23 protein-coding genes are annotated in these 26,506 nt (G+C 61.2%); 12 read left to right on the forward strand and 11 right to left on the reverse strand.

From position 1 onward, the window contains the following. Nucleotides 1-96 precede the first annotated feature (96 nt). From tcyJ to ACI77D_RS02170, 11 genes are all read left to right on the forward strand, one after another. A complete protein-coding gene (tcyJ, locus tag ACI77D_RS02120; protein ID WP_064450180.1) occupies nucleotides 97-891 on the forward strand; it encodes a cystine ABC transporter substrate-binding protein in 795 nt (264 codons plus the stop codon). Further along, nucleotides 891-1,556 (forward strand): cystine ABC transporter permease, encoded by a 666-nt coding sequence (tcyL, locus tag ACI77D_RS02125; protein ID WP_017135731.1) that lies wholly within the window; start codon nucleotides 891-893, stop codon nucleotides 1,554-1,556. The genes tcyJ and tcyL overlap by 1 nt, the downstream gene beginning before the upstream one ends. A 3-nt stretch (nucleotides 1,557-1,559) precedes the next feature. After that, entirely contained in the window at nucleotides 1,560-2,306 is a 747-nt protein-coding gene (gene tcyN / locus ACI77D_RS02130) for an L-cystine ABC transporter ATP-binding protein TcyN (RefSeq protein ID WP_128589413.1), read from the forward strand. A 372-nt stretch (nucleotides 2,307-2,678) separates the two neighbouring features. Continuing rightward, the gene (locus tag ACI77D_RS02135) at nucleotides 2,679-3,464 is read left to right on the forward strand and encodes a hypothetical protein (protein ID WP_407015957.1); all 786 of its coding nucleotides are present in this window, start codon (nucleotides 2,679-2,681) and stop codon (nucleotides 3,462-3,464) included. Nucleotides 3,465-3,649: 185 nt separating this feature from the next. After that, nucleotides 3,650-4,891 (forward strand): SfnB family sulfur acquisition oxidoreductase, encoded by a 1,242-nt coding sequence (locus tag ACI77D_RS02140; RefSeq protein WP_407015958.1) that lies wholly within the window; start codon nucleotides 3,650-3,652, stop codon nucleotides 4,889-4,891. 40 nt (nucleotides 4,892-4,931) lie between these two features. Continuing rightward, nucleotides 4,932-6,125, forward strand: coding sequence for an SfnB family sulfur acquisition oxidoreductase (locus ACI77D_RS02145; protein ID WP_407015959.1), 1,194 nt, complete (start codon nucleotides 4,932-4,934; stop codon nucleotides 6,123-6,125). Further along, nucleotides 6,125-7,492 carry an LLM class flavin-dependent oxidoreductase gene (locus ACI77D_RS02150; RefSeq protein ID WP_064450175.1) on the forward strand — a complete coding sequence of 456 codons (1,368 nt, stop codon included), beginning with the start codon at nucleotides 6,125-6,127 and terminating at the stop codon, nucleotides 7,490-7,492. Before ACI77D_RS02145 ends, ACI77D_RS02150 begins: the two co-directional genes overlap by 1 nt. Before the next feature lie 142 nt (nucleotides 7,493-7,634). Further along, nucleotides 7,635-8,444: a MetQ/NlpA family ABC transporter substrate-binding protein gene (locus ACI77D_RS02155; RefSeq protein ID WP_064450174.1), complete on the forward strand. Its 810-nt coding sequence runs from the start codon at nucleotides 7,635-7,637 to the stop codon at nucleotides 8,442-8,444. Nucleotides 8,445-8,446: 2 nt separating this feature from the next. Continuing rightward, a complete protein-coding gene (locus ACI77D_RS02160; protein WP_262666762.1) occupies nucleotides 8,447-9,562 on the forward strand; it encodes a methionine ABC transporter ATP-binding protein in 1,116 nt (371 codons plus the stop codon). Next, nucleotides 9,552-10,196, forward strand: coding sequence for a methionine ABC transporter permease (locus ACI77D_RS02165; RefSeq protein WP_071482532.1), 645 nt, complete (start codon nucleotides 9,552-9,554; stop codon nucleotides 10,194-10,196). Before ACI77D_RS02160 ends, ACI77D_RS02165 begins: the two co-directional genes overlap by 11 nt. A gap of 39 nt (nucleotides 10,197-10,235) precedes the next feature. Continuing rightward, nucleotides 10,236-10,862 (forward strand): bifunctional 2-polyprenyl-6-hydroxyphenol methylase/3-demethylubiquinol 3-O-methyltransferase UbiG, encoded by a 627-nt coding sequence (locus ACI77D_RS02170; protein ID WP_064450171.1) that lies wholly within the window; start codon nucleotides 10,236-10,238, stop codon nucleotides 10,860-10,862. 109 nt (nucleotides 10,863-10,971) lie between these two features. Here ACI77D_RS02170 and ACI77D_RS02175 read toward each other — a convergent pair whose 3' ends face one another. The 4 genes from ACI77D_RS02175 to ACI77D_RS02190 form a co-directional block, all read right to left on the reverse strand. Beyond that, the gene (locus ACI77D_RS02175) at nucleotides 10,972-13,167 is read right to left on the reverse strand and encodes a glycoside hydrolase (RefSeq protein ID WP_407015960.1); all 2,196 of its coding nucleotides are present in this window, start codon (nucleotides 13,165-13,167) and stop codon (nucleotides 10,972-10,974) included. 115 nt (nucleotides 13,168-13,282) lie between these two features. Next, nucleotides 13,283-16,336 (reverse strand): efflux RND transporter permease subunit, encoded by a 3,054-nt coding sequence (locus tag ACI77D_RS02180; RefSeq protein WP_407015961.1) that lies wholly within the window; start codon nucleotides 16,334-16,336, stop codon nucleotides 13,283-13,285. Next, on the reverse strand, nucleotides 16,333-17,403 hold the full coding sequence (locus ACI77D_RS02185; protein ID WP_407015962.1) for an efflux RND transporter periplasmic adaptor subunit: 1,071 nt from the start codon (nucleotides 17,401-17,403) through the stop codon (nucleotides 16,333-16,335). The genes ACI77D_RS02180 and ACI77D_RS02185 overlap by 4 nt, the downstream gene beginning before the upstream one ends. Continuing rightward, a complete protein-coding gene (locus tag ACI77D_RS02190) occupies nucleotides 17,400-18,482 on the reverse strand; it encodes an efflux RND transporter periplasmic adaptor subunit (protein ID WP_407015963.1) in 1,083 nt (360 codons plus the stop codon). The genes ACI77D_RS02185 and ACI77D_RS02190 overlap by 4 nt, the downstream gene beginning before the upstream one ends. 120 nt (nucleotides 18,483-18,602) lie before the next feature. On the opposite strand from ACI77D_RS02190, the gene ACI77D_RS02195 reads away from it, so the two are divergent. Then, complete coding sequence (locus tag ACI77D_RS02195) at nucleotides 18,603-19,763, forward strand: AAA family ATPase (RefSeq protein WP_064454835.1); 1,161 nt, start codon at nucleotides 18,603-18,605, stop codon at nucleotides 19,761-19,763. Nucleotides 19,764-20,461: 698 nt separating this feature from the next. On the opposite strand, the gene ACI77D_RS02200 is transcribed toward ACI77D_RS02195, so the two are convergent. The 7 genes from ACI77D_RS02200 to ACI77D_RS02230 all read right to left on the reverse strand — a co-directional run bounded on the left by ACI77D_RS02200 (nucleotide 20,462) and on the right by ACI77D_RS02230 (nucleotide 26,359). Beyond that, entirely contained in the window at nucleotides 20,462-21,319 is an 858-nt protein-coding gene (locus tag ACI77D_RS02200) for a transporter substrate-binding domain-containing protein (RefSeq protein ID WP_064450166.1), read from the reverse strand. Continuing rightward, on the reverse strand, nucleotides 21,316-22,092 hold the full coding sequence (locus tag ACI77D_RS02205; protein WP_221293640.1) for an amino acid ABC transporter ATP-binding protein: 777 nt from the start codon (nucleotides 22,090-22,092) through the stop codon (nucleotides 21,316-21,318). Before ACI77D_RS02205 ends, ACI77D_RS02200 begins: the two co-directional genes overlap by 4 nt. Beyond that, nucleotides 22,089-22,748: an amino acid ABC transporter permease gene (locus tag ACI77D_RS02210; RefSeq protein WP_221293639.1), complete on the reverse strand. Its 660-nt coding sequence runs from the start codon at nucleotides 22,746-22,748 to the stop codon at nucleotides 22,089-22,091. Before ACI77D_RS02210 ends, ACI77D_RS02205 begins: the two co-directional genes overlap by 4 nt. Continuing rightward, entirely contained in the window at nucleotides 22,729-23,394 is a 666-nt protein-coding gene (locus tag ACI77D_RS02215) for an amino acid ABC transporter permease (RefSeq protein WP_064450163.1), read from the reverse strand. Before ACI77D_RS02215 ends, ACI77D_RS02210 begins: the two co-directional genes overlap by 20 nt. A gap of 501 nt (nucleotides 23,395-23,895) precedes the next feature. Next, complete coding sequence (locus tag ACI77D_RS02220) at nucleotides 23,896-24,678, reverse strand: MetQ/NlpA family ABC transporter substrate-binding protein (protein WP_064450162.1); 783 nt, start codon at nucleotides 24,676-24,678, stop codon at nucleotides 23,896-23,898. 126 nt (nucleotides 24,679-24,804) lie between these two features. Further along, nucleotides 24,805-25,728 (reverse strand): sigma 54-interacting transcriptional regulator, encoded by a 924-nt coding sequence (locus ACI77D_RS02225; protein WP_407015964.1) that lies wholly within the window; start codon nucleotides 25,726-25,728, stop codon nucleotides 24,805-24,807. 49 nt (nucleotides 25,729-25,777) lie between these two features. Continuing rightward, nucleotides 25,778-26,359: an alpha/beta hydrolase gene (locus tag ACI77D_RS02230; protein WP_221293638.1), complete on the reverse strand. Its 582-nt coding sequence runs from the start codon at nucleotides 26,357-26,359 to the stop codon at nucleotides 25,778-25,780. Nucleotides 26,360-26,506: the final 147 nt, after the last annotated feature.

A 26,506-nucleotide genomic window follows, 5' to 3' on the forward strand; every position in this document is an offset into this window, starting at 1 on the left:
AGTCGCGCCGAAGGCGAAGACGCGCTTCGCGCTTTAAGGCAGGATACGACTACCGCGTCACCTGCTTCGCTCAACATAAAAACACAGGGGCTCTTCATGACTATTTCTGTATTGCGTCGCACATTGCTGGTTGGCACATTGGGCCTGACTCTTGGGGCCGGTTGGTTGGGCCAGGCAGTTGCCGGCGAGCAACTGGACACCATCAAGAAGGCGGGCGAGATCAAGATCGGCCTGGAAGGCACCTACCCGCCCTTCAGCTTTGTCGATGAAAGCGGCAAGCTCAGCGGTTTCGAAGTCGAGCTGTCCGAAGCGCTGGCCAAGGAGCTGGGCGTCAAGGTCAAGCTGCAAGCCACGCCGTGGGACGGCATCCTCGCCGCCCTGGAATCCAAGCGCCTGGACGCCGTGGTCAACCAGGTGACCATCTCCGAAGAGCGCAAGAAAAAGTATGACTTCTCCAAGCCCTACACCGTTTCCGGTATCCAGGCGCTGGTGCTGAAGAAAAACGTCGACACCATCAAAACCGCCGACGACCTGGCCGGCAAGAAAGTCGGTGTAGGCCTGGGCACCAACTACGAGCAATGGCTCAAGGACAACCAACCCAAAGCCATCATCAAGACTTACAACGATGACCCAACCAAGTTCCAGGACCTGCGCATCGGCCGCATCGACGCCATCCTGATCGACCGCCTGGCAGCCCTGGAATACGCCAAAAAAGCCCCGGACACTGCCGCTGCTGGCGATGCCTTCTCCCGTCAGGAAGCCGGTATTGCCCTGCGCAAAGGCGAGCCTGAACTGCTCGACGCCGTGAACAAGGCTCTCGACAAGCTGCGCGCCGACGGCACCTTGAAGAAGCTGTCCGAGAAATACTTCAACGCTGACGTCACTCAATAATGGAAGCCGGTTTCCAACTCGCGCTGGACTCCGCGCCCTTTCTGCTCAAGGGCGCGTATTACACGGTGATTCTTAGCCTCGGCGGAATGTTTTTCGGCTTGCTGCTGGGCTTCGGCCTGGCCTTGATGCGCTTGTCGCGCTTCAAGCTATTGAGCTGGACTGCCCGTGTCTACGTGTCGTTCTTTCGCGGCACGCCCTTGCTGGTGCAGCTGTTCCTGATCTACTACGGCTTACCGCAAGTGGGCATCGAGCTGGATCCGATCCCGGCCGCCATGATCGGCTTTTCGCTGAACATGGCCGCCTATGCCTGTGAAATCCTGCGCGCCGCGATCAGCTCCATCGAGCGCGGCCAGTGGGAGGCGGCTGCCAGTATCGGCATGACCCGCGCGCAGACCCTGCGCCGGGCCATCCTGCCGCAGGCCATGCGCACGGCCTTGCCGCCGCTGGGCAACAGCTTTATTTCGCTGGTCAAGGACACGGCGCTGGCCGCCACCATCCAGGTGCCCGAGCTGTTCCGCCAGGCTCAGTTGGTGTCTGCGCGCACCTTCGAAATCTTCACCATGTACCTCTCCGCCGCCCTGATCTACTGGATCCTGGCAAGCATCCTGGCGCATTTTCAAAATCGCCTGGAAGACCGGGTCAACCGGCATGACCTGGAGTCTTGAAGCATGATCGTGGTTGAAAAACTGACCAAACAATTCAAGGGTCAGGTGGTGCTCAACGGGATCGACCTTGAGGTCAAGGAAGGCGAAGTCGTCGCCATCATTGGCCCCAGCGGTTCCGGTAAAACCACCTTCCTGCGCTGCCTGAATTTCCTCGAAGAACCCACCAGTGGTCGCATCAAGGTGGGTGACATCGAGATCGACAGCAGCAAACCGCTTAACCAGCAACAAGGCCTGGTGCGGCGTTTGCGCCAGCACGTGGGTTTTGTGTTCCAGAACTTCAATCTGTTCCCCCACCGCACCGCGCTGGAAAACGTCATCGAAGGCCCGATCGTGGTCAAGAAGATGCCGCGCGAAGCGGCGATCGCATTGGGCCGCAAGCTGCTGGCCAGGGTCGGCCTGGCGGGTAAGGAAGATGCGTACCCGCGCCGCTTGTCCGGTGGCCAGCAACAGCGCGTAGCGATTGCCCGTGCATTGGCCATGGAGCCGGAGGTGATTCTGTTTGACGAACCCACCTCGGCCCTCGACCCGGAGCTGGTCGGCGAAGTGCTGGCGACCATCCGCAGCCTGGCCGAAGAAAACCGCACCATGGTCATTGTCACCCACGAAATGAGCTTCGCCCGGGATGTGGCCAACCGGGTGATCTTCTTCGACAAAGGCGTGATCGTGGAACAGGGCGAAGCCAAGGCATTGTTTGCCAACCCCAAGGAAGAACGGACCAAGCAGTTCCTGAGCAAATTTTTAGCCCACTGACAGTCCGTGTGGGGGCTGGCTTGCCTGCGACAGCATCACCGCGGTGTGACGGATAAACCAGGGTGCCTGCATCGCAGGCAAGCCAGTTCCCACATGACAGTGTTCCTACATAAAATCCTCATTCCAATCAGTAAAAGTCCCCGCGACACCCTGCTTAAAATCCCCCTCCCCGTCAGCTTGTTCTGAATCTGCGCCAACCCGCCGTTTAGCCCTTTGCCGCCATTGACGGCCGCTGGCCAACCCTCTTATCTAGCGCCCAGAGGATTGGATCCTATCCCGGCTATTCACTGAATCGTTCCTTTCGGCACCCTGCGCACAACCGCGCCACGGGTGCCGGAACGATTGCTGCTGGCTGCATCAAGGAGATTACGTATGACGCGCACCGCAACCCAGAACCTGCTCGCCGCCCCGACCCTGCCCCAGGCTAATCGGCACGGCATCAACGCCTTCGCCGCCGCCCACTTGCAGGTAGATATCGCGCCCTTCCCCGGCATGGAGGAAGGCGACCTGATCGAACTGTTCTGGAACAACTGCTTCGCCGACTCGCGTCGGATTACCGCGTGCAAGGTCGGCACATCGACCCGCCTGCGCGTCCCGGAAAGTTTTATCCAGGATGGCACGGCACGGGTTCACTACCAGGTCCTGCACGTCGGCCACGGCCCGGCACGCTCGGCCATCACCCAGGTGGGGGTGAAGACCTGCTATCCGGGTGGCCTGCCGTCTGCGCTCTCGGGCGACGAAAACCAGAACCTCGCCCCCGTGTGCCTGCCCGAAACCATTCGACGTCACGGCGTCAACAGCAGCCAGGTACGACGAGGTATCCCGCTGACCATCGAGCCTTACCTGAACATGGCCACGGGCGACGCCATTACCTTGCGCTGGGGGGACGCGCGCCTCGACCTGCCGCAAATCCAGGCCGAAGGCGTCGGCCTGCCGGTACAGGTGTGGGTGCCTTCGGCGGTGATTGTCGACGCGGGCGACGACAGCCGCCTGGACGTGACGTACTGCATTCTCGATCGCGTCGGCAATAATTCGCGCTGGGCACCGATGCGCACCTTGAACATCGCCGCCGGCGTGCCACAGGCGCCGACCCGCCCGGCCAGGGCCGCGTCGACTTATCAACCGCGCCAGCCCGGTTCTCCCTGCGAGCCTGGGTGACAGCCCTTCTATGCATATTCCTAAAAGTTAGTTTATTAAAAAATTTAACACGCTTAGGGTATATGCACCGGACCACCGGACATCTCTGATTTTTCTGTTTTATTTCATTGAATGCGAGGTCGGTATGGTCAGAATTACCCCGGTGCATAACGCCAGGCATTACGTGCAGCCAAGGAGCGGCGCTGATGTCTAACTTGGCTCTAACACCCCCCCAGAGTGATCTGGACGTAGCCCCATTGCTGTTGCCGGCCGCTGTGCTGCGCAACGACGCCGAGGCGTTGAGCGCCGCGTTTGAGCTGGCCCAGGCTGCGCGCCTGCAAGCGGCCAAGCGCGACCAGCAGCGCAAGCTGCCATGGGCGCAGCTCGAGCAGTTCACCCGCAGCGGGCTCGGCAGTATTTCCATTCCCCGTGAATACGGCGGCCCACAGGTATCGTTCGTGACCCTGGCTGAAGTCTTCGCGATCATCAGCGCGGCGGACCCGGCCCTCGGGCAGATTCCACAGAACCATTTCGGCATCCTGTACCTGTTGCAGGGCACCGCCACCGAACGCCAGAAAAAGCAGCTGTTCCAAAGCGTCCTCGACGGTTGGCGCATCGGCAATGGCGGCCCGGAACGCGGCACCAAAAACACACTGGAGCTTAAAGCGCGCCTCACCGCCGAAGGCGACGGCTACGTGGTCAGCGGCCAGAAGTTCTACTCCACCGGCGCTTTGTTCGCCCATTGGGTCGCAGTAAAAGCATTGAATGATGACGGCAAACAGGTCATGGCATTTGTACGCCGTGGCACTGAAGGGCTGCGCATCGTCGATGACTGGTCGGGCTTTGGCCAACGCACCACGGCCAGCGGCACGGTGCTGCTTGATCGCGTGTCGGTGGACGCAGAGCTGGTGATTGAAAACTGGCGTCTGGGCGAAAGCCCAAACATTCAGGGCGCCATCTCGCAACTGATCCAGGCCGCCATCGACGCCGGCATCGCCCGGGGCGCCCTCGACGACACCATCGCCTTCGTGCGTGAACGCTCGCGCCCGTGGATCGACGCCAAGGTCGAGCGCGCCAGCGATGACCTGTATGTGATTGCCGATATCGGCAAGCTGAAAATCGAACTGCACGCCGCCGAAGCACTGCTGCGCAAGGCCGGCAAGGTGCTGGACGAGGTCAGCGCGGCGCCAATCACCGCGCAATCCGCCGCCAGGGCATCGATTGCCGTGGCCGAGGCGAAAGTGCTGACCACCGAAGTGTCGCTGCTGGTCAGCGAAAAGCTCTTCGAGCTGGCCGGCAGCCGCGCCACCCTCGCCGAATTCAACCTCGACCGCCACTGGCGCAACGCCCGCGTGCATACCCTGCACGACCCGGTGCGTTGGAAGTATCACGCCATCGGCGCCTATCGCTTGAACGGCACCTTACCTGCTCGTCACTCCTGGATTTAACCGACCAGAACACTTTTCCACGAGCTTCTGGAGAACACCTATGACTTTCTCTACAAACGTCGCGGTTATCACCAGCGACGAACAAGCCCTCATTGTCGCCAGCGACCTTGCGGAAGACTTCCGCCGCGACAGCGCCCAGCGCGACCGTGAGCGCCGCCTGCCCTTGCCCGAACTGGACGTGTTCTCCCGCTCCGGCCTGTGGGGCATAAGCGTGCCGAAGGAACACGGCGGTGCCGGCGTCTCCAATGTCACCCTGGCCAAGGTCATTGCGCTGATCGCCCAAGCCGACGCTTCATTGGGCCAGATCCCGCAAAACCATTTCTATGCCCTTGAAGTGCTGCGCGTCAACGGCAGCCCCGCGCAGCAGCAACGCCTGTACGCCGAAGTGCTCGCCGGCCAGCGTTTCGGCAACGCCCTGGCGGAGCTGGGCACAAAGACCGCTCACGACCGCGTGACCTCTATCACCCGCGACGGCGACGGTTTTCGCATCAGCGGCCGCAAGTTCTACGCCACCGGCGCAATCTACGCCCAACGCATCCCGACGTCGGTGGTGGATGAGCACGGCGTGCAGCAACTGGCGTTTGTGCGCCGCGACAGCGAAGGCCTGACGGTGATTGACGACTGGAGTGGCTTCGGCCAGCGCACCACCGGCAGCGGCTCCGTCGTGTTCGATAACGTGTGGGTCGCCGCCCAGGACGTGATCCCGTTCCAGAGCGCTTTCGAGCGCCCGACCACCGTCGGCCCACTGGCACAGATTCTTCACGCCGCCATCGACACCGGCATCGCGCGCGCCGCCTTCGAAGATGCGCTGCACTTTGTGCGCACCAAGACCCGCCCGTGGATCGACGCCGGCAACGACAAGGCCACCGAAGACCCGCTCACCCTGAAGAGCTTCGGCCACCTGAGCATTCGCCTGCACGCCACCGAAGCTTTGCTGGAGCGCTCCGGCGAAGTTCTCGACCGCGCCCAGGCCGACAGCACTGCCGAGACCGTCGCGGCGGCCTCCATCGCCGTCGCCGAAGTGCGCGCCCTGAGCACGGAAATTTCCCTGGCCGCCGGCAGCACCCTGTTCGAACTGGCCGGCAGCCAGGCGACCCTGGCCGAACACGGCCTCGACCGCCACTGGCGCAACGCCCGCGTGCACACCCTGCATGACCCGGTGCGCTGGAAGTACCACGCGGTGGGCAATTACTACCTCAACGATGAAAACCCGCCACTGCGGGGGACCATCTGATGAGCCTGCCGGTAAAAACAAAGAAAAAAATCCTGCTCAATGCCTTCAACATGAACTGCATCGGGCATATCAACCACGGCCTGTGGACGCATCCACGGGACACCTCGACGCAGTATAAAACCGTCGAGTACTGGACCGAACTGGCGCAGACCCTGGAGCGTGGGTTGTTCGACGGCCTGTTCATCGCCGACATCGTCGGCGTGTACGACGTTTACCAGAACTCTATCGACGTGCCGCTCAAGGAGTCGATCCAACTGCCGGTCAACGACCCGCTGCTGCTGGTCTCGGCCATGGCGGCGGTGACTAAAAACCTCGGCTTCGGCCTCACCGCCAACCTCACCTACGAGCCGCCGTACCTGTTCGCCCGGCGCATGTCCACGCTCGATCACCTGAGCCGTGGCCGGGTCGGCTGGAACATCGTCACCGGTTACCTCGACAGCGCTGCCAAGGCCATGGGCCTCACGGAACAGGTCGAGCATGACCGGCGCTACGACCAGGCCGACGAATACCTTGAGGTGCTGTACAAACTCTGGGAAGGCAGCTGGGAAGACGACGCGGTCATCAATGATCCGCAGCAAAGGGTCTACGCGCAGCCGGGCAAGGTGCACAAGGTCGAGCACCATGGCGAGTTCTATCAGGTGGAGGGTTATCACCTGTGCGAGCCGTCGCCACAGCGCACGCCGGTGCTGTTCCAGGCCGGCAGTTCGGACCGTGGCCTGCTGTTCGCCGGGCGACATGCCGAGTGCGTGTTCATCAGCGGGCAGAACAAGGCGGCGACCAAGGTCCAGGTGGACAAGGTACGCGCCAGCGCCGTCGAAGCCGGACGCAACCCGGATGACATCAAGGTGTTCATGGGCCTCAACGTGATTGTTGGCGCCACGCAAGAGCTGGCCTGGGCCAAGCACGCCGAGTACCTGAGCTACGCCAGCCCTGAAGCCGGCGTGGCGCATTTTTCGGCGTCGACGGCGATTGATTTTTCCCAATACGCGATCGATGAACCGATCCAGTACGTGAAAAGCAACGCGATTCAGTCGGCCACCAAGAACCTGCAAAACAACGACTGGACCCGGCGCAAATTGCTCGAGCAACACGCCCTCGGCGGTCGCTACATCACCTTGGTCGGCTCGCCCGAGCACGTGGCTGATGAGCTGGAGTCCTGGATCAGCGAGACCGGGCTGGATGGCTTCAACCTGACGCGCATTGTGACGCCGGAAAGCTATGTCGACTTTATCGACCTGGTGGTGCCGGAGTTGCAGCGGCGCGGGTCGTACAAGACCGCTTACGAGACCGGCACCTTGCGCGAAAAAGTCTTCCAGGGCACGGCTCGTCTACCTGAACAACACACCGGTTCCACCTACCGACACTGAATTAGAAGTGTGGGAGCTGGCTTGCCTGCGATAGCGGTGGGCCAGCAAAGAAAATATCCCTGACAGACCGCTATCGCAGGCAAGCCAGCTCCCACAGTTGACCACATTGTTCTTACAGACACCTTATGACTGGAAACCGATCATGAAAAAGACACTGCTCACTCACCCAGTCAAAGCACTGGCCCTGGCCCTCGGTTTATTCAGCTCGGCGGTGTTTGCTGCCGATGCGCCGCTGAAAGTCGGCACCACCGCCGCGTTCGCGATCCCGCTGGAAGCCGCCGTGGCAGAAGCCGGCAAGCAAGGCCTGAAAGTCGAGCTAGTGGAATTCACCGACTGGATCGCCCCCAATGTCAGCCTGGCCGCCGGCGATATCGACGTGAACTACTTCCAACACATCCCGTTCCTGGAAAACGCCAAGGCCGCCGCCGGCTTCAAGCTGGAGCCGTATGCGCCAGGCATCATCAACAACGTCGGGCTGTATTCGAAGAAGTACAAAAGCTTTAACGACCTGCCCCAAGGGGCCAGCGTGGCGATTGCCAACGACCCGATCAACAGTGGTCGCGGCCTGCAACTGCTGGCCAAGGCCGGCTTGATCACGCTGAAGCCGGGTGTGGGCTACAAGGCCACCGAAGAAGACATCATCGCCAACCCGAAGAAGATCAAAATCCTGCAGGTAGAAGCCGTGCAACTGGTGCGCGCCTATGACGACGCCGACCTGGTGCAGGGTTATCCGGCGTATATCCGCCTGTCCAAGACCTTCGATGCCGAGTCGGCGCTGCTGTTCGACGGCCTCGACCACCCGGAATACGTGATCCAGTTTGTCGTCCAGCCCAAGAGCAAAACCGATCCGCGTGTGATCAAGTTCGTCGACATCTACCAGCACTCGCCGGTGGTGCGCGCAGCCCTGGATAAATCCCTCGGCAAGCTCTACCAAGTCGGCTGGGAAGGCTGAATATGAGCGCCGCCAACACACAACTGCGCGACCTGGGTTTACCGCCCAGGGACGCCGAGCAGACAGAACTGCACCCCGACTTGAACCGCGCCCATGTGCGTTTTATCAACCTGGGCAAAACCTATGACGGCACCGTGCATGCCTTGCAAGGCATCGATCTGGCGATCCAGCGCGGTGAAGTGTTCGGCATCATCGGCCGCAGCGGCGCCGGCAAGTCCTCGCTGATCCGAACCATCAATCGCCTGGAGCAACCCAGCAGCGGCCGGGTGCTGATTGATCAGGTGGACATCGGTGAGTACGACGAAGACCGTCTGGTGGCGTTGCGTCGGCGTATCGGCATGATCTTCCAGCACTTCAACCTGATGTCGGCCAAGACCGTGTGGCAGAACGTCGAGTTGCCGCTGAAAGTAGCCGGAGTGCCCAAGCTGCAACGCGAGCAAAAGGTCCGCGAACTGCTGGAACTGGTGGGCCTCAAGGACAAGCACAAGGCCTACCCGGCGCAGCTCTCCGGCGGGCAGAAACAGCGCGTGGGCATCGCCCGCTCGCTGGTGCACGACCCGCAGATTCTGCTGTGCGACGAAGCCACCTCGGCGCTCGACCCGGAAACCACGCAATCGATCCTCGGCCTGCTGCGTGAAATCAACCGGCGCCTGGGGCTGACCATTGTGTTGATCACCCATGAAATGGCGGTGATTCGCGAAATCTGCGACCGCGTGGTGGTGCTGGAACACGGCCGCATCGTGGAGCAAGGCCCGGTGTGGCAAGTGTTCGGCAACCCGCAGCACGAGGTCAGCAAAACCCTGCTGGCACCGTTGCAACACGGGCTGCCGGATGAGCTGCAACGCCGCTTGCAGCTCACCCGGACATCCGCCGACGCGGCACTGGTGCTGCGCTTGCAGTTCACCGGCAGCGCCAGCGACGAACCCGACCTGGCCGCGTTGTTCAACGCCCTCGGCGGGCGCGTGCGCTTGCTGCAAGGCGGTGTGGAACGAATTCAGGGCCATGCCCTGGGGCAGTTGCTGCTGGCGGTGAATGGCTCGCCCCACAACGCCGAAGAACTGCGCAATCGCGCCGGGCGTTGGGCGCAACAGGTGGAGGTGCTGGGCTATGTGGTTTGATCGTTTATTGCAGGGCGCCATCGACACCTTGTTGATGGTCGGCGTGTCGTCACTGATTGCGTTGCTGGTGGGCATTCCGCTGGCGGTGTTTCTGGTCACCAGCGATAAGGGCGGGATCTACCAGGCACCCGCGCTGAACCGAGTGCTGGGGGCGTTCGTCAATCTGTTCCGCTCCATTCCGTTTTTGATCCTGATGGTGGCGCTGATCCCGTTTACCCGGCTGATCGTCGGCACCACCTATGGTGTATGGGCGGCCGTGGTGCCGCTGACCATCGCCGCCACGCCATTCTTTGCACGAATCGCCGAGGTCAGTTTGCGTGAAGTCGACCACGGTTTGATCGAAGCCGCACAAGCCATGGGCTGCCGACGCTGGCACATCATCTGGCACGTGCTGTTACCGGAAGCGCTGCCGGGAATCGTCGGCGGATTTACGATTACGCTGGTGACGATGATCAACTCCTCGGCCATGGCTGGCGCAATCGGCGCAGGCGGCCTGGGTGATATTGCCTACCGCTATGGCTACCAGCGGTTTGATACGCAGATCATGCTGACGGTGATCGTGCTGCTGGTGATTCTGGTGGCCGTGATTCAGCTGGGTGGCGATCGCCTGGCGCGGGTGCTCAACAAGCGGTGAGGTATAGTCGGGCTATCTCAGTACCCGGTATACCCCGTCATGACCCTTAAGCCCGACGACCTCGACCAGATCACATCCACCACGCTCGGCCACTACAACCAGGTGGCCGAAGACTTCCGTGAAGGCACCCGCGATCACGATGTGAGCCAGAACATCGACGCCTTGCTGCGGCATATCCTGGGCACGCCACCGTTTACCCTGCTGGATTTCGGCTGCGGGCCGGGGCGGGATCTGCAGACGTTTACACGCATGGGGCACATTGCAGTGGGGCTTGATGGCTCCGAACGTTTTGCGCAGATGGCCCGCGAAGACAGTGGTTGTGAGGTGTTGCAACAGGATTTCCTGAAGCTGGATTTGCCTGCCGGGCGATTTGATGGGGTGTTTGCCAATGCGGTGTTGTTTCATATTCCCAAGCAGGAATTACCGCGCATTCTCAAACAGCTGCATGGCGCCTTGAAACAGGGCGGCGTGCTGTTCAGCTCCAACCCTCGCGGTGAAAACCAGGAAGGCTGGAATGGGCCTCGGTACGGGTCTTACCACGACCTGGAGGCATGGCAAGGTTTGCTGACGGCGGCCGGGTTTGTGGAGCTGGAGCATTACTACCGGCCAGCCGGGCTGCCACGGGAACAGCAGCCTTGGCTGGCGAGCGTGTGGCGCAAATTATAGATTTTTGTTGCCTGGGCTGACGCCTTCGCGAGCAAGCCCGCTCCCACATTTTGAAATGCATTCCCCCGTGGGAGCTGGCTTGCCTGCGATAGCGGTTTGACCGGCAGCGCTACTGCACCTGATACACCACCGGTTTTTCCCCCACCAACATTGCCGTCACACTGCGTGCGGGGTAGCCCTGGTTCTCCTCGGCAGCAAAATTCACCACTAACCGCGTGCCATCGGCAAACGTGGTCTGCTGCACCTGCTTGTCCGCCGTCAGCCAGCGAAAATCGGTCATCGCCTGAGTCGCCAGGCGTTGATGCAACGGCCGGAAAAACCGGTCCTGACGCTGGATCACCGGCAGCCGCTCCTTAAGCGTCGCCGCGCTCAGGTGATACAGCGGCGGCACGTTGTACAGCAGTTGAGTCAGCTCGTTTGCAGCCCGCACATTGCTCAGCTTCAGGCTATCGAACAGCCAGTGGTGGGTGGTGATGACCGAACCGTGGAACACCGCCTGATACAACGGCAAACGCATCGTCGGCTCGAAGTACACCGTACGAAACGGCTCCTTCAACGGCACGGGCTTGAAGAACACCGCGGGTTGCTCCGGCGGGTACCAGTTGCCCACGTAATAGGGCGACTGCTTGTCCTGAGTCATCGCGTCGTCACCCCAGCCGATCACGGGTGTCTGCATCCCATGGGCGAACAGGATGCCCTGTGCCGTGATTGCGTTGCCGTCTTCGGAGCCGGCGGGCAGCTTGAGCGCGGTGTTGATCCAGCGAGACGCGTCGATATTGCCCTCGGCGTTTTGCGCCTGGGTCATTGGGGCGCCGGTACGATAGCTATCGAAGACCATGCTGGTGGCATAGGCATCAAGGAACCAGGCGTTGAAACCTGCCTTGGCGTGCACGGCCTTCACTCGGGCTTCCAGCAACGGCCGTACGCAGCGCGGATCGGTGTAGTGGCCCGATTGCTGGAAGCCGGTCTTGAGCTTGCCGTCCTTCAACACGATGGCACAGTCGCGGTAAGCCTTGCTGCCCAGGTGGGCGGTGGTCCAGTCCGGGTTTTCGATGGTGGATAACGCCGTTTCATAGGAATCGTACGGTGCCATGAGGTAACCGGCGTTGACGCCCGCCTGAATCGCTTCGGGATGCCACAGGCCACCTTCCCAACCGTCGCCCAAGGCCAGCAGCAGGCGTGGGAGCCCAGCGTCTTGCAGCGACTTCAGGGTCTTGGCCGAGAGCGTGCTGCCCCAGGTTTCAGGGCCGTCACGCAGCGCGCCGCTGAACGCCGTCGCCAGCTCACGGCGCAGTGCGCCATAGCCATCAGCGAGCTTGAGCATGTCCGGCTCCTCGGTAGCCTGCCAGGTTTGCCGGGCCTTTTTATTGATTGCCGCGTTGAGGCCACGCAACAGCACCGTCTTTTGATAGCGGTCCAACGCAGCGGACTGCGCCAGCACTTGCGTGGCCTCTTTATCCAGCAAGCCCTTGAGTTCGTGGCCGCGCAGCACTTTCACCAGCAGCGGCCAATCACGCACATCATCCGCCCCCAACAGCTCATTACCCCACAGATAGACATGGCTGGCCCGCAGCAGCTTTTGCGCTTCAGGCGTTTGCCGCAGCTTGTCCGTCAACGGTTCATAACGCCCCTGCTCCACCAGCCACTGGCGATAGCGCTTGGCACCGGCCAATGGGTCGGCGTCGCCCAGGTGCAGGCGCAGGGTCATCGGCGCGCTGGGGTCCAGTGCCGTGAATGCATGGGATGCCAGCAGCGCCAGGCCCTTTCCGTCGGCTTGCCACAACAGACGATTGTTATAGGGGTTGGTCAGCAACCAGCTCAGCGTGAAGCGCCCGTGATCCACGCCCCATAACGGCAGGCTCAGATCCTGCGTGGTGTTGAGCTCACCCTGTTCGAGCAAAAACGCGTTCCAGACGGGGTTACCCGCCGGCACGTAGTGCCCTTCGGCCAAGGGCCACATCAACCCTTGGCCCATGGCCTCGGCGGGTTGGCGCAGCAGGGGCAATTCACCCGGCTCGCGGGCGCTGATGGTCAAGGCAAGGTCACGCTGCTCAAGGCGAGCCGTCAGACGATAGGCGCCGCTGTCCCATTGCCAGGTGGCCTGTTCAGCCTCTGCCTGCATATCGCTGACAACATGCGCCGCCACGCCGCTGGAGGCTTGCACAAGCGCCTCACCCGCCGGCGTAACGCGCAGCGCCAACGTGGCGGGATCGAGTTCCACGCGCCACAGGGCGTTTTCCAGCACCGTACCCGCAAACGTCAGCGGAGACAGCAACAGGCAACAAACCAACACAAGAGGGCGCATGGCACAGGTCTTCCAAACGGGATCGGGCCCGAAGGGTAAAACACTTGGCGCCGGGCAAATGTAGGGAAAGTGTTTCCAGGAGCCTTCCTACACCCTCGCAGGAAGGCCCCGATGGTCAGGCCTGATGGTCTTTCGGCTCGCGAATTTTGTACCAGGCCACGTAAAGCGCCGGCAGGAACAGCAACGTCAGCAACGTGGCGATAATGATGCCGCCAATCATCGCGTACGCCATCGGCCCCCAGAACACTTCCCGCGCAATCGGGATCATGCCCAGACTCGCCGCCGCCGCAGTCAGCAGGATCGGTCGGCGACGGTGCTCGGTGGCTTCCACCACCGCATCCCACGGCGTGTAGCCGTCGCGCTCGTAGGCGTCGATCTGCGTCACCAGAATCACCGAGTTGCGGATGATGATGCCGATCAGCGCGAGGATGCCGAGGATCGCCACAAACCCCATAGGCGTGCCCGTGGGGATCAGTGCCAGCACCACACCAATCAGGCCGAGCGGCGCGACACTCGCCACCAGGAACATCTTCTGCACGCTGTGCAACTGGATCATCAGGAAGGTGGCCATCAAAAACAGCATCAACGGCACCACTTTGGCAATCGGGCCCTGGGCCTTGCCGCTTTCTTCCACAGTGCCGCCGGTGGCGACCTTGTAACCCACCGGCAAACCGGCGCTGAATTTCTCGATCGTCGGCGCCAGCTGTTTAACCAGGTCGGTCGGCTGCATCTCATCGCGCACCGATGCCTTGATCGTGATCGTCGGCTTGCGGTCGCGGCGCCATACCAACGGTTGTTCAAGCTCATAGCGCACGGTGGCAAAGGCCAGCAGTGGAATCGAGGTGCCGTTGGGTGTGACGATCTGCAGGTTCTGCAAGGTTTCCGGCGTGCCGCGTTCGGCATCTTCGGCGCGGCCGACCACGTTGATCAGGTAGATATCGTCGTGCACCTGGGTGACCGAGGCGCCGCTGACCACGCTGTTCATCAACTGCGCCACGTCTTCCGACGACAGCCCCAGTTGCCGCGCCTTGTCCTGGGCGATGTCCACGCGCAGCACTTTGCCCGGCTCGTTCCAGTCGTAGATGATCTCGCCCAAGTGGGTGTTCTGATCCAGCAACGTTGCCAGCTCGATGGCGTGTTTGCGCACCTGGTCAATGTCTTTACCGGAGACCCGATACTGAATAGGCCGCCCCACGGGTGGGCCCATTTCCAGCGGCTGCACATAACTGGAGATGCCGACAAAGTCATCACGCAGGCGCTTTTGCAGGCGCGCAATCAAGGCGCCGCGCTCCTCCAGGCCTTTGCTGACGATGACCAACTGGGCGTAGTACGGGTTTTCCAATTGCTGGTCGAGGGGCAGGTAGAAACGAATCGCGCCCTGGCCGATATAGGTGCTCCAGCGGGCAATGTCCGGGTCATCCTTGATGATGGCTTCCAGGCGGTCGACCGCTTTGCGTGTTTCGTTGATCGAGGCGTTTTGCGGCAGGTTGAGGTCGACGAGGATTTCCGGGCGGTCCGACGACGGGAAAAACTGGTTCTGCACAAACTGCATGGAGAACACCGACGCCACAAACAGCCCCACGGTGATGCCGATGGCCCACCAGCGGTTGCGCATCGCCCACAGCATGCCGCCGTTGAAGGCGCGGCCGATGCGCCCTGGCTCGGCGTTATGCGGTTTCACATTGGCACTGAGGATATGCACCCCAATCACCGGTGCAAACAGCACCGCCACCACCCACGACACCAGCATCGCCACGGCAATCACCGCAAACAGGGTGAAGGTGTACTCGCCCGCCGAACTGGCATTGAGGCCGATCGGCACGAAACCGGCCACGGTGACCAAGGTGCCGGTGAGCATCGGGAAGGCCGTCGAGGTGTAGGCGTACGTCGCCGCCTGCTCCTTGGTTTCGCCTTTCTCCAGGCGCGTGATCATCATCTCCACGGTGATCATCGCATCGTCCACCAGCAGGCCAAGGGCGATGATCAACGCGCCCAGCGACACCCGCTGCATGGTGATGCCGCTGTACTCCATAAACACGAACACCAGCGCCAGCACCAACGGGATCGAGCACGCCACCACCAACCCGGCACGCATACCGAGGCTGATAAAGCTCACCACCAAGACGATGATGACCGCTTCAAACAATGCGCTGGTAAAGCCGCCGACAGCCTCCTCGACCACTTCCGCCTGGTCGGACACTTTGTGCACGCCGACGCCCACCGGCAGGTCGGCGGTCAGCTCATCCATGCGCGTGTGCAGGGCCTTGCCGAACGACTGGATATTGCCGCCCTTCTGCATGGCGATGGCCAAACCGATCGCCGGCTTGCCGTTAAAGCGGAACATCGGCCGCGCCGGGTCGACATAGCCACGGCTGATGTCGGCAATGTCCGCCAAACGGTAGAAGCGGTCATTGAGCCGCAGGTTGACGTTGGCCAAATCTTTCTCCGAGGCGAATTGCCCGGAAGTGCGCACAGAAATCCGCTCCGGCCCGGCCTCGATCACCCCGGCGGGGGTCACGGCGTTCTGTGATTGCAGGCTCTGCACGACCTGGCGCTGATCAATCCCCAGTGCCGCGAGTTTGCGCGTGGAGAAATTCAGGTAAATCACTTCGTCCTGCTGGCCGATCATCTCGACCTTGCCCAACCCCGGCACCGAACGGATCTCGGCACGCACCTGTTCCACGTAATCGCGCAACTGGCGCATCGAAAGGCCGTCGCCGGTAAAGGCATACACCGAACCAAACACGTCACCGAACTCATCGTTGAACGACGGCCCCTGCAAACCCTGCGGGAACGTGCCGCGAATATCGTCGATCTTCTTGCGCACCTGGTACCAGATATCCGGGATGGCCTTGGCGCTGGTGGTGTCCTTGAGGAACACGAATACCGTGGATTCGCCCGGCCGCGTGTAGCTTTTCACGTAGTCGAGGGAGTCGAGCTCTTCGAGTTTTTTCTCGATGCGGTCGGTGACCTGCTTGAGGGTTTCTTCCTGGGTCGCGCCGGGCCAGCGGGTCTGGATCACCATGGTCTTGATGGTGAACGACGGGTCCTCCTCACGGCCAAGGTTCATGTACGAGAACACGCCCATCAGCAGCGCGACGAACATCAGGTACCAGACGAAGGACTGATGCTTGAGGGCCCAGTCGGATAAGTTGAAGCTCCCTTTCATCGCGGGCTGTCCTCGTCGATTTTGACTTTTTGCCCGGGTTTCAGGCTGTTCACACCGGCGGTGACGATGCGTTCGCCGGGTTTGACGCCACCATTGAGCAAGGCGCTGGCGGCGTCGCGGCTGATCACGGTGACGTCACGCGGTTGCACGGTCTGGCGTTGGGTGTCGAGCAGCCAGATGCGGGTTTTGCCGTCGACTTCCTGCAAAGCGCTGACGGGCACTTCGATACGTGGCGAAATGGCAGTGCTCAAGGTCACGCTGATCGCGGTGCCCAGGCGAAACGCAGGCGGCGTCTCGGCCAGGGTAAGGCGTGCGCGCCGGGTGCGCGTGGCGCTTTGGGCCTGGGGCTCGATCTCGCGCACGATGGCGGTGGTGTTGACGCTTGGGTCGAGTTGCCCGGCGACCAGAAACACCACATCGGCGGGCAAGCGCTCGGCAAGGCCGGCGGGCAGGTCGATGACCGCTTCCTTGATATCCGGGCGGGCCAGGGTCACCACTTGCTGACCGGCGCTGACCACTTGGCCGGCCTCGGCATTCCACGCGGTGACAATACCGGCGTGGTCAGTGCGCAGTTCGGCGTAATTGAGCTGGTCTTTGGCCTGGTTGACCGAGGCCTTGGCCTGATCGAGGGTGGCCTGGGTGGTTTTAAGGTCGGTCTGGGCCACGTCCAACTGGGCCTGGGCGCCGACGCCACGGTTGAACAACGCCTGTTGGCGGCGGGCGTTGGCCTGGGCATTGATAAATTGCGCCTGCACACGGGCGAGGTCGCCTTGGGCGGCGCGCAACTGGTTCTGCTGGTCGGTGGGGTCGAGAACGGCGAGCAAGGCGCCCTTCTCCACCTCGGCACCCACATCCACGGCGCGACGGGCAATACGACCGGGCACGCGGAACCCCAGATTGCTTTCATAACGGGCCTGGATCGTACCGGCGAAGCGGCCGAGGTTTTCCTGGTCTTCGGCTTTCACTTCCATCGATAACACCGGGCGCACGGGTTCGGGCGGCGGTTCTTTCTTGGAGCAGGCGACCAGCAACAGGCTGGCGGCGAGTAGAGCCATCAATCGCTTCATGGCTGGGCTCCTGGCTGGGCGATCTCGACAAGCATGCCGGGGTGCAGCAATTGCCCACCGGCCACCACGACTTTTTCGCCGCCTTTAAGGCCCTCGCCAATGATCACTTTGCCGGTCAGGTAACGCGCCACGCTGACCTTGTGCAACTGCGCCTTGCCGTCGCCATCGATCAGCCACACAGCGGGCTCGTTGAGGTCTTTGGTCAACGCAGACCAGGGCAGCTCGATACTGGCCTTGGCCGGGCCATTCGCAGTGGCGCTCACCACCGAACCCAGCTGCATGCCTTTGGGCAGGTCCTGCAGGGCAATCTTGACTTGCACGGTGCCGGTATTGGCTGCCACCGCGGGCGTGACTTCACGGACTTTACCCACTGCCTTGACGCTTGGGTTATCCAGGAGGCTGACGGTAATCGGCACGTCGGGCGGCGGCTCCACCAGCAAGGATTCATACACGTTGAACACCGCATCGCGCTCACCATCACGGGCCAGGCTGAAAATCGGCACGGTGGCCTGCACCACCTGGCCGACCTCGGCCTGGCGCGCGGTAATCACGCCGGGGGCATCGGCGATCAACGCGCTATAGCCGAGTTGCTCGCGGGCGTTGGCCAGTTGGGCTTGCGCCGCCGCCAGCGCGCTTTGGCTGCTGCGCAGCGCGGCCTGGGCGGCGTCGTATTCGCTGCGGCTGGTGTAGCCCTTGGGCAACAGCTTTTCCTGGCGCACGAAGGCGGCGGCGGTTTGTTTGACCCGCGCCTGTTCGGCCACGACCTGGGCCTGGGCGGAATCGACGTGGGTCTGCAAATCCTTGGGATCAAGCTTGGCCAGCACTTGCTTGGCAGTCACGCGGTCGCCGACGTCGACCATGCGCTGGATGATCTTGCCACCCACGCGAAAGGACAAATCGGTTTGTACGCGGGCCTGGATGTCACCGGTCAGCGTGACCGCCGCGGCAAAATCCGCCGACTGGACGGCCTGCACAAATACCCGTGAATGCGCCTTGGGTTCGGTCTTTTCCTGACCACAGCCGCTCAGCAGCGCCAACAGGCCAAGGCTGAGTACAACTCTTGAAGTGCGACCGCCCATGCAGGCTCCTTTTGCGTGACGCGATGTGCCAATTTGTATGCGACTGTGAGCTTAGATCAGGGTTCCTTATCTGCAGGGAGGAACCCATACTCCAAGGGTTCCCATGCAGACTGAATGCACATGCTGAAAACCCTCGCAGTAGCCAATTATCGCTCAATCAATAAGTTGGTGGTGCCCCTGGACCGACTGAATCTGGTCACCGGCCCCAATGGCAGCGGTAAGTCCAACCTGTACCGCGCGCTACGGCTACTGGCGGAAACCGCCCAAGGCGGGGTGATCAATGCGCTGGCCCGTGAAGGCGGGTTGGATTCGACCTTCTGGGCCGGGCCGGAAACCATCAGCCGGCGCATGCGCAATGGCGAGGTGCCAGTAGAGCCCATGGTGCGCCAAGGCGTCAAACGCCTGCGCCTGGGGTTTGCCGGGGAGGATTTCAGCTATGCGATCTCCCTGGGTCTTCCGGAAAAAACCCAGTCGTATTTTTCCCTGGATCCGGAAGTGAAGAAGGAATGCATCTGGGCTGGCCACATCTACCGCCCGGCCAGCCTGCTGGTGCAGCGTTCCGGGCCGATGGTGCGAGCACGCGAGGGGCGTGCCTGGGATGTGTTGGCTCAGCACACGCCGAATTACCACAGCCTGTTCGACCAGGTCGGCAGCCTGCGCGGCTCGCCGGAGGTGTTGCTGCTGCGCGAAAGCATCCGTGGCTGGCGTTTTTATGATCACTTTCGCAGCGATGTGGATGCGCCCGTGCGCCAGCCACAACTGGGCACGCGCACGCCGGTGTTGCATCACGACGGGCGCGACCTGGCCGCCGCGTTGCAGACCATCCGCGAGATTGGCGACCCCGAGGCGTTGCAGCGCGCGGTGAGCGATGCGTTCCCCGGTGCGCGCTTGAATATCCAACCGCTGCAAGGCGGGCGTTTCGCGCTTGAGTTTTATCAGGAAGGTTTGCTGCGGCCGCTGTCGGCCGCGGAGTTGTCGGACGGCACCTTGCGTTATCTGCTGCTGGTCGCGGCGCTGCTGACACCACGGCCGCCCACGATGATGGTGCTGAACGAGCCGGAAACCAGCCTGCACCCGGATTTGCTGCCGGCGCTGGCGCGCTTGATTATCCAGGCGTCACAGCAGTGCCAGGTGTGGGTGGTGTCCCATGCCAGCCGGCTGATTGCGGCGTTGCAGCAGGATGACGGGTGTAATTCGATTGTGCTGGAGAAGGTGCTGGGCGAGACGCGGATTGTGGGGCAAGGGATTTTGGATGCGCCGGCGTGGCATTGGCCGGAATAAATGGTGACTGTGGCGACCTCATCGCGGGCAAGCCCGCTCCCACCTTTGGATCTGCGTCTATCAGATTGGCCGCACTCTGCCCGCTACATAAGCCAGTACCACAAGACCACCTAGCGCCGCCAAACCCCTGTGGGAGCGGGCTTGCTCGCGAAAGCGGTAGACCAGTCGACTTTTCCAGCGACTGACACACCGCCTTCGCGAGCAAGCCCGCTCCCACCTTTGGATCTGCGTCTATCAGATTGGCCGCGCTCTGCCCGCTACATAAGCCAGTACCACAAGACCACCCAGCGCCGCCAAGCCCCTGTGGGAGCGGGTTTGCTCGCGAAAGCGGTAGACCAGTCGATTTTTCCAGCGACTGACACACCGCCTTCGCGAGCAAGCCCGCTCCCACCTTTGGATCTGCGTCTATCAGATTGGCCGCACTCTGCCCGCTACATAAGCCAGTACCACAAGACCACCCAGCGCCGCCAAACCTCTGTGGAAGCGGGCTTGCCCGCGATAGCGGTAAATCAGTCGATATTGCCAGTGACTGACACACCGCCTTCGCGGGCAAGCCCGCTCCCACCTTTGGATCTTCGTCTGTCAGATTGGCCGCGCTCTGCCCGCTACATAAGCCAGTACCACAAGACCACCTAGCGCCGCCAAACCCCTGTGGGAGCTGGCTTGCCTGCGATAGCGGTGTAACCGTCAGCGAAGGATCAGCCCTGCCACTTCCCGCCTTCAACAATCACACTCTCAGGCTTGGTGTCATCGCTCAGCTCTTTACGCACGTATTGGTCATACAGCTTGAGCAAAAACTTCTCTTCACCCAACTTCGCCAACTCGGTATTCACCCAGTCACGCAGTTCGACATTGCCCTTCTTCACCGCTGGCGCAATCGGCGCTTCATCACCGAGTTTCTGTTCCAGTACGCGGTAGCCCGGGTTCTGCTTGGCCCAGCTGAACAGCACCAGGTTGTCCTGTGCATACGCGTCCCCACGACCGGCCGACAACGCTTGCAGTGACTCGGAGTTTTTCTCGAACTTGAGCAGTTTCCAGTCCGGGTGGTTCTTGGTCAGCCAGATATCGGCAGTGGTGCCCGTGGTGACGATGGTGGTGCGGGTGGCCAGGTCATCCAGGCTTTTCACCGAGCTGTCCTGCGGCACCAGCGCCTGTACCGCGACTTTCAGGTTGGGGTTGGTGAAGTCCACCGCTTCCTTGCGCTCCGGGGTCACGGTCATGTTGGCGAGGATCAGGTCGACTTTGTCACTTTGCAGAAACGGTATACGGCTGGCCGGCTCGACGGCGACGAATTCGACTTTGTTTTCATCGCCCAGCAGGTCCTTGGCGAATTGGCGGCCGATGTCGGTATCGAAGCCGACGTAGCGACCGGCTTCGTTCACAAAGCCGAACGGCGGCTTGTCGGTAAACACGCCGACGATCAGCTTGTCGCGCGCCTTGATCTTGTCGATGTAGCTCACAGCGGCGGCGGGTTTCGCGGGCGCTTCGGCCTTCTTATCGCAGCCGGCCAGCAATGCGACGGCGAGCAGTGGCAGTAATAACTTGGCAGTTTTCATATCAGCTCCAGTTCCTTGGTCTTTTTGGGCAGTGTTGAAACAAAGGAGAACTTCTCCAGGAACTGCTGCGCGCGTGCGGTTTGCGGGTTCGTAAAGAATTCCTCGGGGGTGTTTTGTTCGAGGATGCGACCGGCCTCCATAAACACCACGCGGTCGGCGACGGCGCGGGCGAAGGCCATTTCGTGGGTGACGATCAGCAGGGTCATGCCATCGCGGGCCAAGCCCTGGATCACCTCCAGCACCTCCTTGACCATCTCTGGGTCGAGGGCGGCGGTGACTTCGTCAAACAGCATGACCTGGGGGTTCATGCACAACGAGCGGACGATGGCGATGCGTTGTTGCTGGCCACCGGAAAGCTGACGCGGATAGGCATCGCGCTTGTCGGCCAGGCCCACGCGCTCCAGCAGTTTTTCTGCCTGCTCGCGGGCTTCGCGTGGGTCGCGTTTTTGCACTTTCAGCGGGCCGAGCAGGATGTTGTCGAGCACGCTCATGTGCGGGAACAAATGGTAGCTCTGGAACACCATGCCTACGTCCTGGCGCACTTGGCGCCAGTCCGTGTGTTTGTCCAACAGCTCCTTGCCGGCAAAGCGCAGGCTGCCGCTGTGTGCCACTTCAAGGCCGTTAAGGCAGCGCAACAAAGTGCTTTTACCGCAGCCGCTGGGGCCGAGGATCACCACTACTTCGCCGCTTTGTACCCTCAAGTCGATGCCGTTGAGCACCTGCTGCTCACCGAAGAATTTGTTGAAACCCTGGAACTCGATCAATGCGCTCATGCTTGGGCCCAGCGCCGTTCCAGCACCTTGGAGGCGGCCGACAACGGGTAGCAGATAAAGAAGAAAAACAGGAACAGCGCGCCGTAGATCAGTACCGACTCATAGGTGCGCTCGATGATTTGCTGACCGACCTTGATCACATCCACCACACCGATCAGCACGGCCAGGGAACTGGTCTTGATGATCCGCGTGTAGACGTTGATGGTCGGCGGCGTCATGCGCTTGAGGGCCTGGGGCAACAGGACATAGCCGTATAACTGCGGGTCGGACAACCCAATCGACAAGCCGGCTTCACGCTGGCCACGCGGCAGCGAATGCAACGCGCCGCGCACCACCTCGCCGACCTCGCTGGCGCCCCATAGCGACAGCACCAGCACCGCGCACCAGAAGCTCGGGATGCTCAGGCCGAAGAAAATCGGCAGGCCGAAAAACAACAGGTACAACCACACCAGCACCGGAATCGCCCGGAACAGTTCCAGGTAGACCCGCAGCACGAGGTTGATCATCTGGTTATTCAGCGTGCGTAACACGCCGTACAGCACGCCACCGACAGTGCTGAAAACGATGCTCAAAAAAGAAATCGACAGGGTTTGCGCAGCGCCCTTGCCCAATTGCGGCAACGACACCCACAACAGCTCAAGACCCGAACTGGCCATGCTGGAGCCTCCTTTCCAGGCGGCTGAGCAGCAGCGACAGCGGCAAGAACAACAGCACGCAAATCAGCGTCAGCACGGCGAGCATTTCGTAGGTCTTGTAGTAGAGCGCGATGTAACTCTTGGTGGTGTAGAGAATCTCCGGCACCGCCACGGCAGACACCACGGTGGTCTCCTTGAGCAGGAAGATGAAATTGGCGAACAGCGCCGGCAGGCTGAGAATGCCGGCCTGGGGCAGGATCACATGGCGCAGCAATTGCCAGTCGGACAGGCCGATGGATTTGCCCGACTCGATCTGCGCCAGCGGCACGGCTTCCACACCGGCGCGCAGCACTTCGGTGAGGTAGGCGCCGCCGAGGAAGGTCATGGTGATAATGGCCGCCCAGAACCCGGAAATATTGAAACCCAGGGCGGGCAAGGCGAAGTACACGAAAAACAGTTGGATGAGCAGCGGCGTGTTACGCGCCAACTCCACATACAGCGCCACCAGGCGTGACAGGTAGGGCGTGCGAAACACCAGCAGCGCGGCGTTGATCAGCGCCACCAGCAAGGAGGTGGCAATGGCGATCAAGCCCACTTGCAGCGTCACCCCCACGGCGTTGAGAAACGCCGGCAAGGTGCTGAGGATAAAAGCGAAATCGAAAGTCATTGTGAGTCCATGACGCTGCAAGGGTAATGCAGCGAGCGCAGTCCGTTCCGGCGTGGGTAACGTCGGGTAGCGCGAACTTTAAAGGTATAAAAAGCAAAATTTAAATACCTAAATAGCATATTGATATCACCCAAAAAGATAACCACCGGATTCGCGGGTTTGGCCGGTGGCGGCTATGGTCTTCGGGTCGAGGGAAGGCTGTTTTTTCGAGGGAATGAGCAATGAACGAAGTGAAACCGATGGATCCGCAGGAGCTGGTGAAGTGGTTGGTGGCGTTGCGCAGGGCGATCAATAGCCGTGTGCTCTGAAACGCTGAAGGTCCAATGTGGGAGCGGGCTTGCTCGCGAATGCGGTGTATCAGACAGAGCATCTGTAACTGACAGACCGCTATCGCAGGCAAGCCAGCTCCCACAGTTCTTGCCCGTATTTCCAGGCCAATAAAAAAACGCCGACGCTGTAGAAGCCGTCGGCGTTCAAACCTTGAAGGGGGTTTTGTTTACATCAGAACGCAGGCACTACCGCGCCGTTGTACTTCTTCTCGATGAAGGCTTTGACTTCCGGGCTGGTCAGCGCCTTGGCCAGTTTCTGGATAGCGTCGCTGTCCTTGTTGTCTGGACGTGCGACCAGGAAGTTCACGTAAGGCGACTTGGCATCTTCGATGATCAGCGCGTCTTTCGCCGGGTTCAGGCCAGCTTCCAGGGCGTAGTTGGTGTTGATCACGTCCAGGTCAACCTGGTCCAGCACGCGTGGCAGCAGGGCCGATTCCAGCTCTTTGAATTTCAGGTGTTTTGGGTTCGAAGCGATGTCTTTAGGCGTGGACAGTGCATTGGTCGGGTCTTTCAGCGTAATCAGACCGTTCTTTTGCAGCAGCAGCAGGGCGCGACCACTGTTGGAGCCTTCGTTCGGGATGGCCACGGTAGCGCCGTCTTTAAGCTCGGAAATATTCTTGATCTTCTTCGAGTAACCGCCGATGGGTTCAACGTGCACGCCGATCACAGTGACCAGGTTGGTGCCCTTGCCCTTGTTGAAGTTTTCCAGGTACGGCAGGGTCTGGAAGTAGTTGGCGTCCAGGCGCTTCTCGGCAACCTGTGTATTGGGTTGTACATAGTCAGTGAAAACCTTGATCTCCAGGTCCACGCCTTCTTTGGCCAGGGTCGGCTTGACCAGCTCAAGGATCTCGGCGTGCGGGATCGGGGTGGCGGCAACGACCAGTTTCTCGTTGGCCTGGGCGAAGCTTGCAGTCAGGGCAGCCGCCAGTGCGGTAAACAACAGAACCTTTTTCATGCAGTGTCCTTATCGAAATTCCGGGGCGTCTCTGACGACCGTTTTTTTGTGGTGTGCCAGCGAAGTGCTATCGCGGCGTGGGATGGACAATACCTAGATTTTTTATTCCCGAACAATATCTTTTATTCACGTTGATATTCCATTTTGTTCATGTAGGAATTTGAGCAAGGTTTGTTGCTCAGCGGGGCTGGCGCTGGCGAAAATTCGTTGCAACTGCTCCAACGGCGAGCCCGCCACCGGCAAATTCAGATGCTCGGGCAAAATTTCATCGCCACTGCTCACCAGCAGCGCGAAGTGAATAACGTTTTCCAGCTCGCGGGTGTTGCCCGGCCAACTGTGGTGTTCCAGCACGCGTTGGGCGGCGTCGCTGATCAGCGGCACCGGCAGGTCAAGGCGCTGGCTGTAGATGCCGAGGAAGTATTCGGCCAGGGACAGAATGTCGCCAACACGCTCGCGCAAAGCCGGCAGGTCCAGTTGGCCCTCGCTCAAGTAGTGGAACAAACGCTCATGAAATTTCCCGGCGGCCACGGCCTGGGCCAGGTCGATGCTGGTAGCCGCGACCAGCCGCACATCCACCGGGCTGGGCTGGTGGGCGCCGACACGGGTGACCTCATGGTTCTCCAGGGCGGCGAGCAATTTCACCTGGATTGGCAGCGGTAAGTCGCCGATCTCGTCCAGATACAAGGTGCCGCCGTTGGCCGAACCAAACCACCCCGCCCGACTGCTGGCCGCACCGCTGTGGCTGCCGGCGGCATAGCCGAACAGTTCGGCATCGGCATAGGTAGGGCTGATCGCGCCGCAATTGACCGAAACAAACAGCCCGGCGCGGTCGCTGCCCCGGTGGATATGCCGCGCCAACAGCTCTTTACCGCTACCGGTCTCGCCACGAATCAGTACGGGCAAGGCACGCGGCGCGAGGCTTTCCAACTCTTCGCGCAGTTGCCGCGAACGGGGGTCGACGAACACCAATGCCTTGGCGCGAATGCTCAGCGGGCTCTTTTCGGCGTCGGGGAAGGTCAGCAGTGGCTGGCCGAAGGTTTCATGACTCATGGCAGGCTCCCGCCCCAAATCCACTCAGGGACGGGGCGTTGAAAAAAGATCAGGCAGTGCGCCGGGCGTGATGCTCGAGGCGGCTCTGGAGGCGATACAAATAGGCGAAACCCTGCTCCCAACGCTGGTGGCCGGACTTCACATTGATATGCCCGGCACCGGACAGAATGCCGGCTTCGGCGCCCCAGTGACGTGCCAGTTCCAGAGCCCTGGGGGCGCTGACGGCACTGTCGTTGTCGGAACTGACCACCTGGCTGGGAAACGGCAACAGGTCGGTCGGGATCGGCGCGAAGTTGCGCAAGGCCGGTGAACAGGCCGGACGTTCGACATCCGCCGGGGCCACCAGCAAGGCACCACGCACCTGACGCAAAAAATGCACCGGCGCAGTGGCCGCCCAATGGGCGACGGTGATGCACCCCAGGCTATGGGCGATCAGGATTACGGGGGTGCTGTCGGCGGCGATGGCCTCGGCCAGCGCGGCCACCCAGTCTTCGCGACGCGGCGTCAGCCAATCGGCCTGCTCCACACGCGCACTGTTGGGCAGGCTGTTTTGCCAATGACTTTGCCAATGATCTTCTGGCGATCCTTGCCAGCCCGGCACGATCAGATAACGAATCGACTCGCTGTGCATGGGTGTGCCCTCCTGCAGCGTTTAACGTTGCTGACCAGTATAGGGACGCGGTTTATATTCGTTAAGGAATAAGAAGCTATTTATTAATAACCAAAATATCAAATTCAAAAAGGATCGAAATGTGGGAGCTGGCTTGCCTGCTCCCAC

Origin of the sequence: Pseudomonas sp. O39 (assembly GCF_045447295.1) — a bacterium.
In the GTDB taxonomy this organism is placed as follows: Bacteria; Pseudomonadota; Gammaproteobacteria; order Pseudomonadales; family Pseudomonadaceae; genus Aquipseudomonas; species Aquipseudomonas antarctica_A.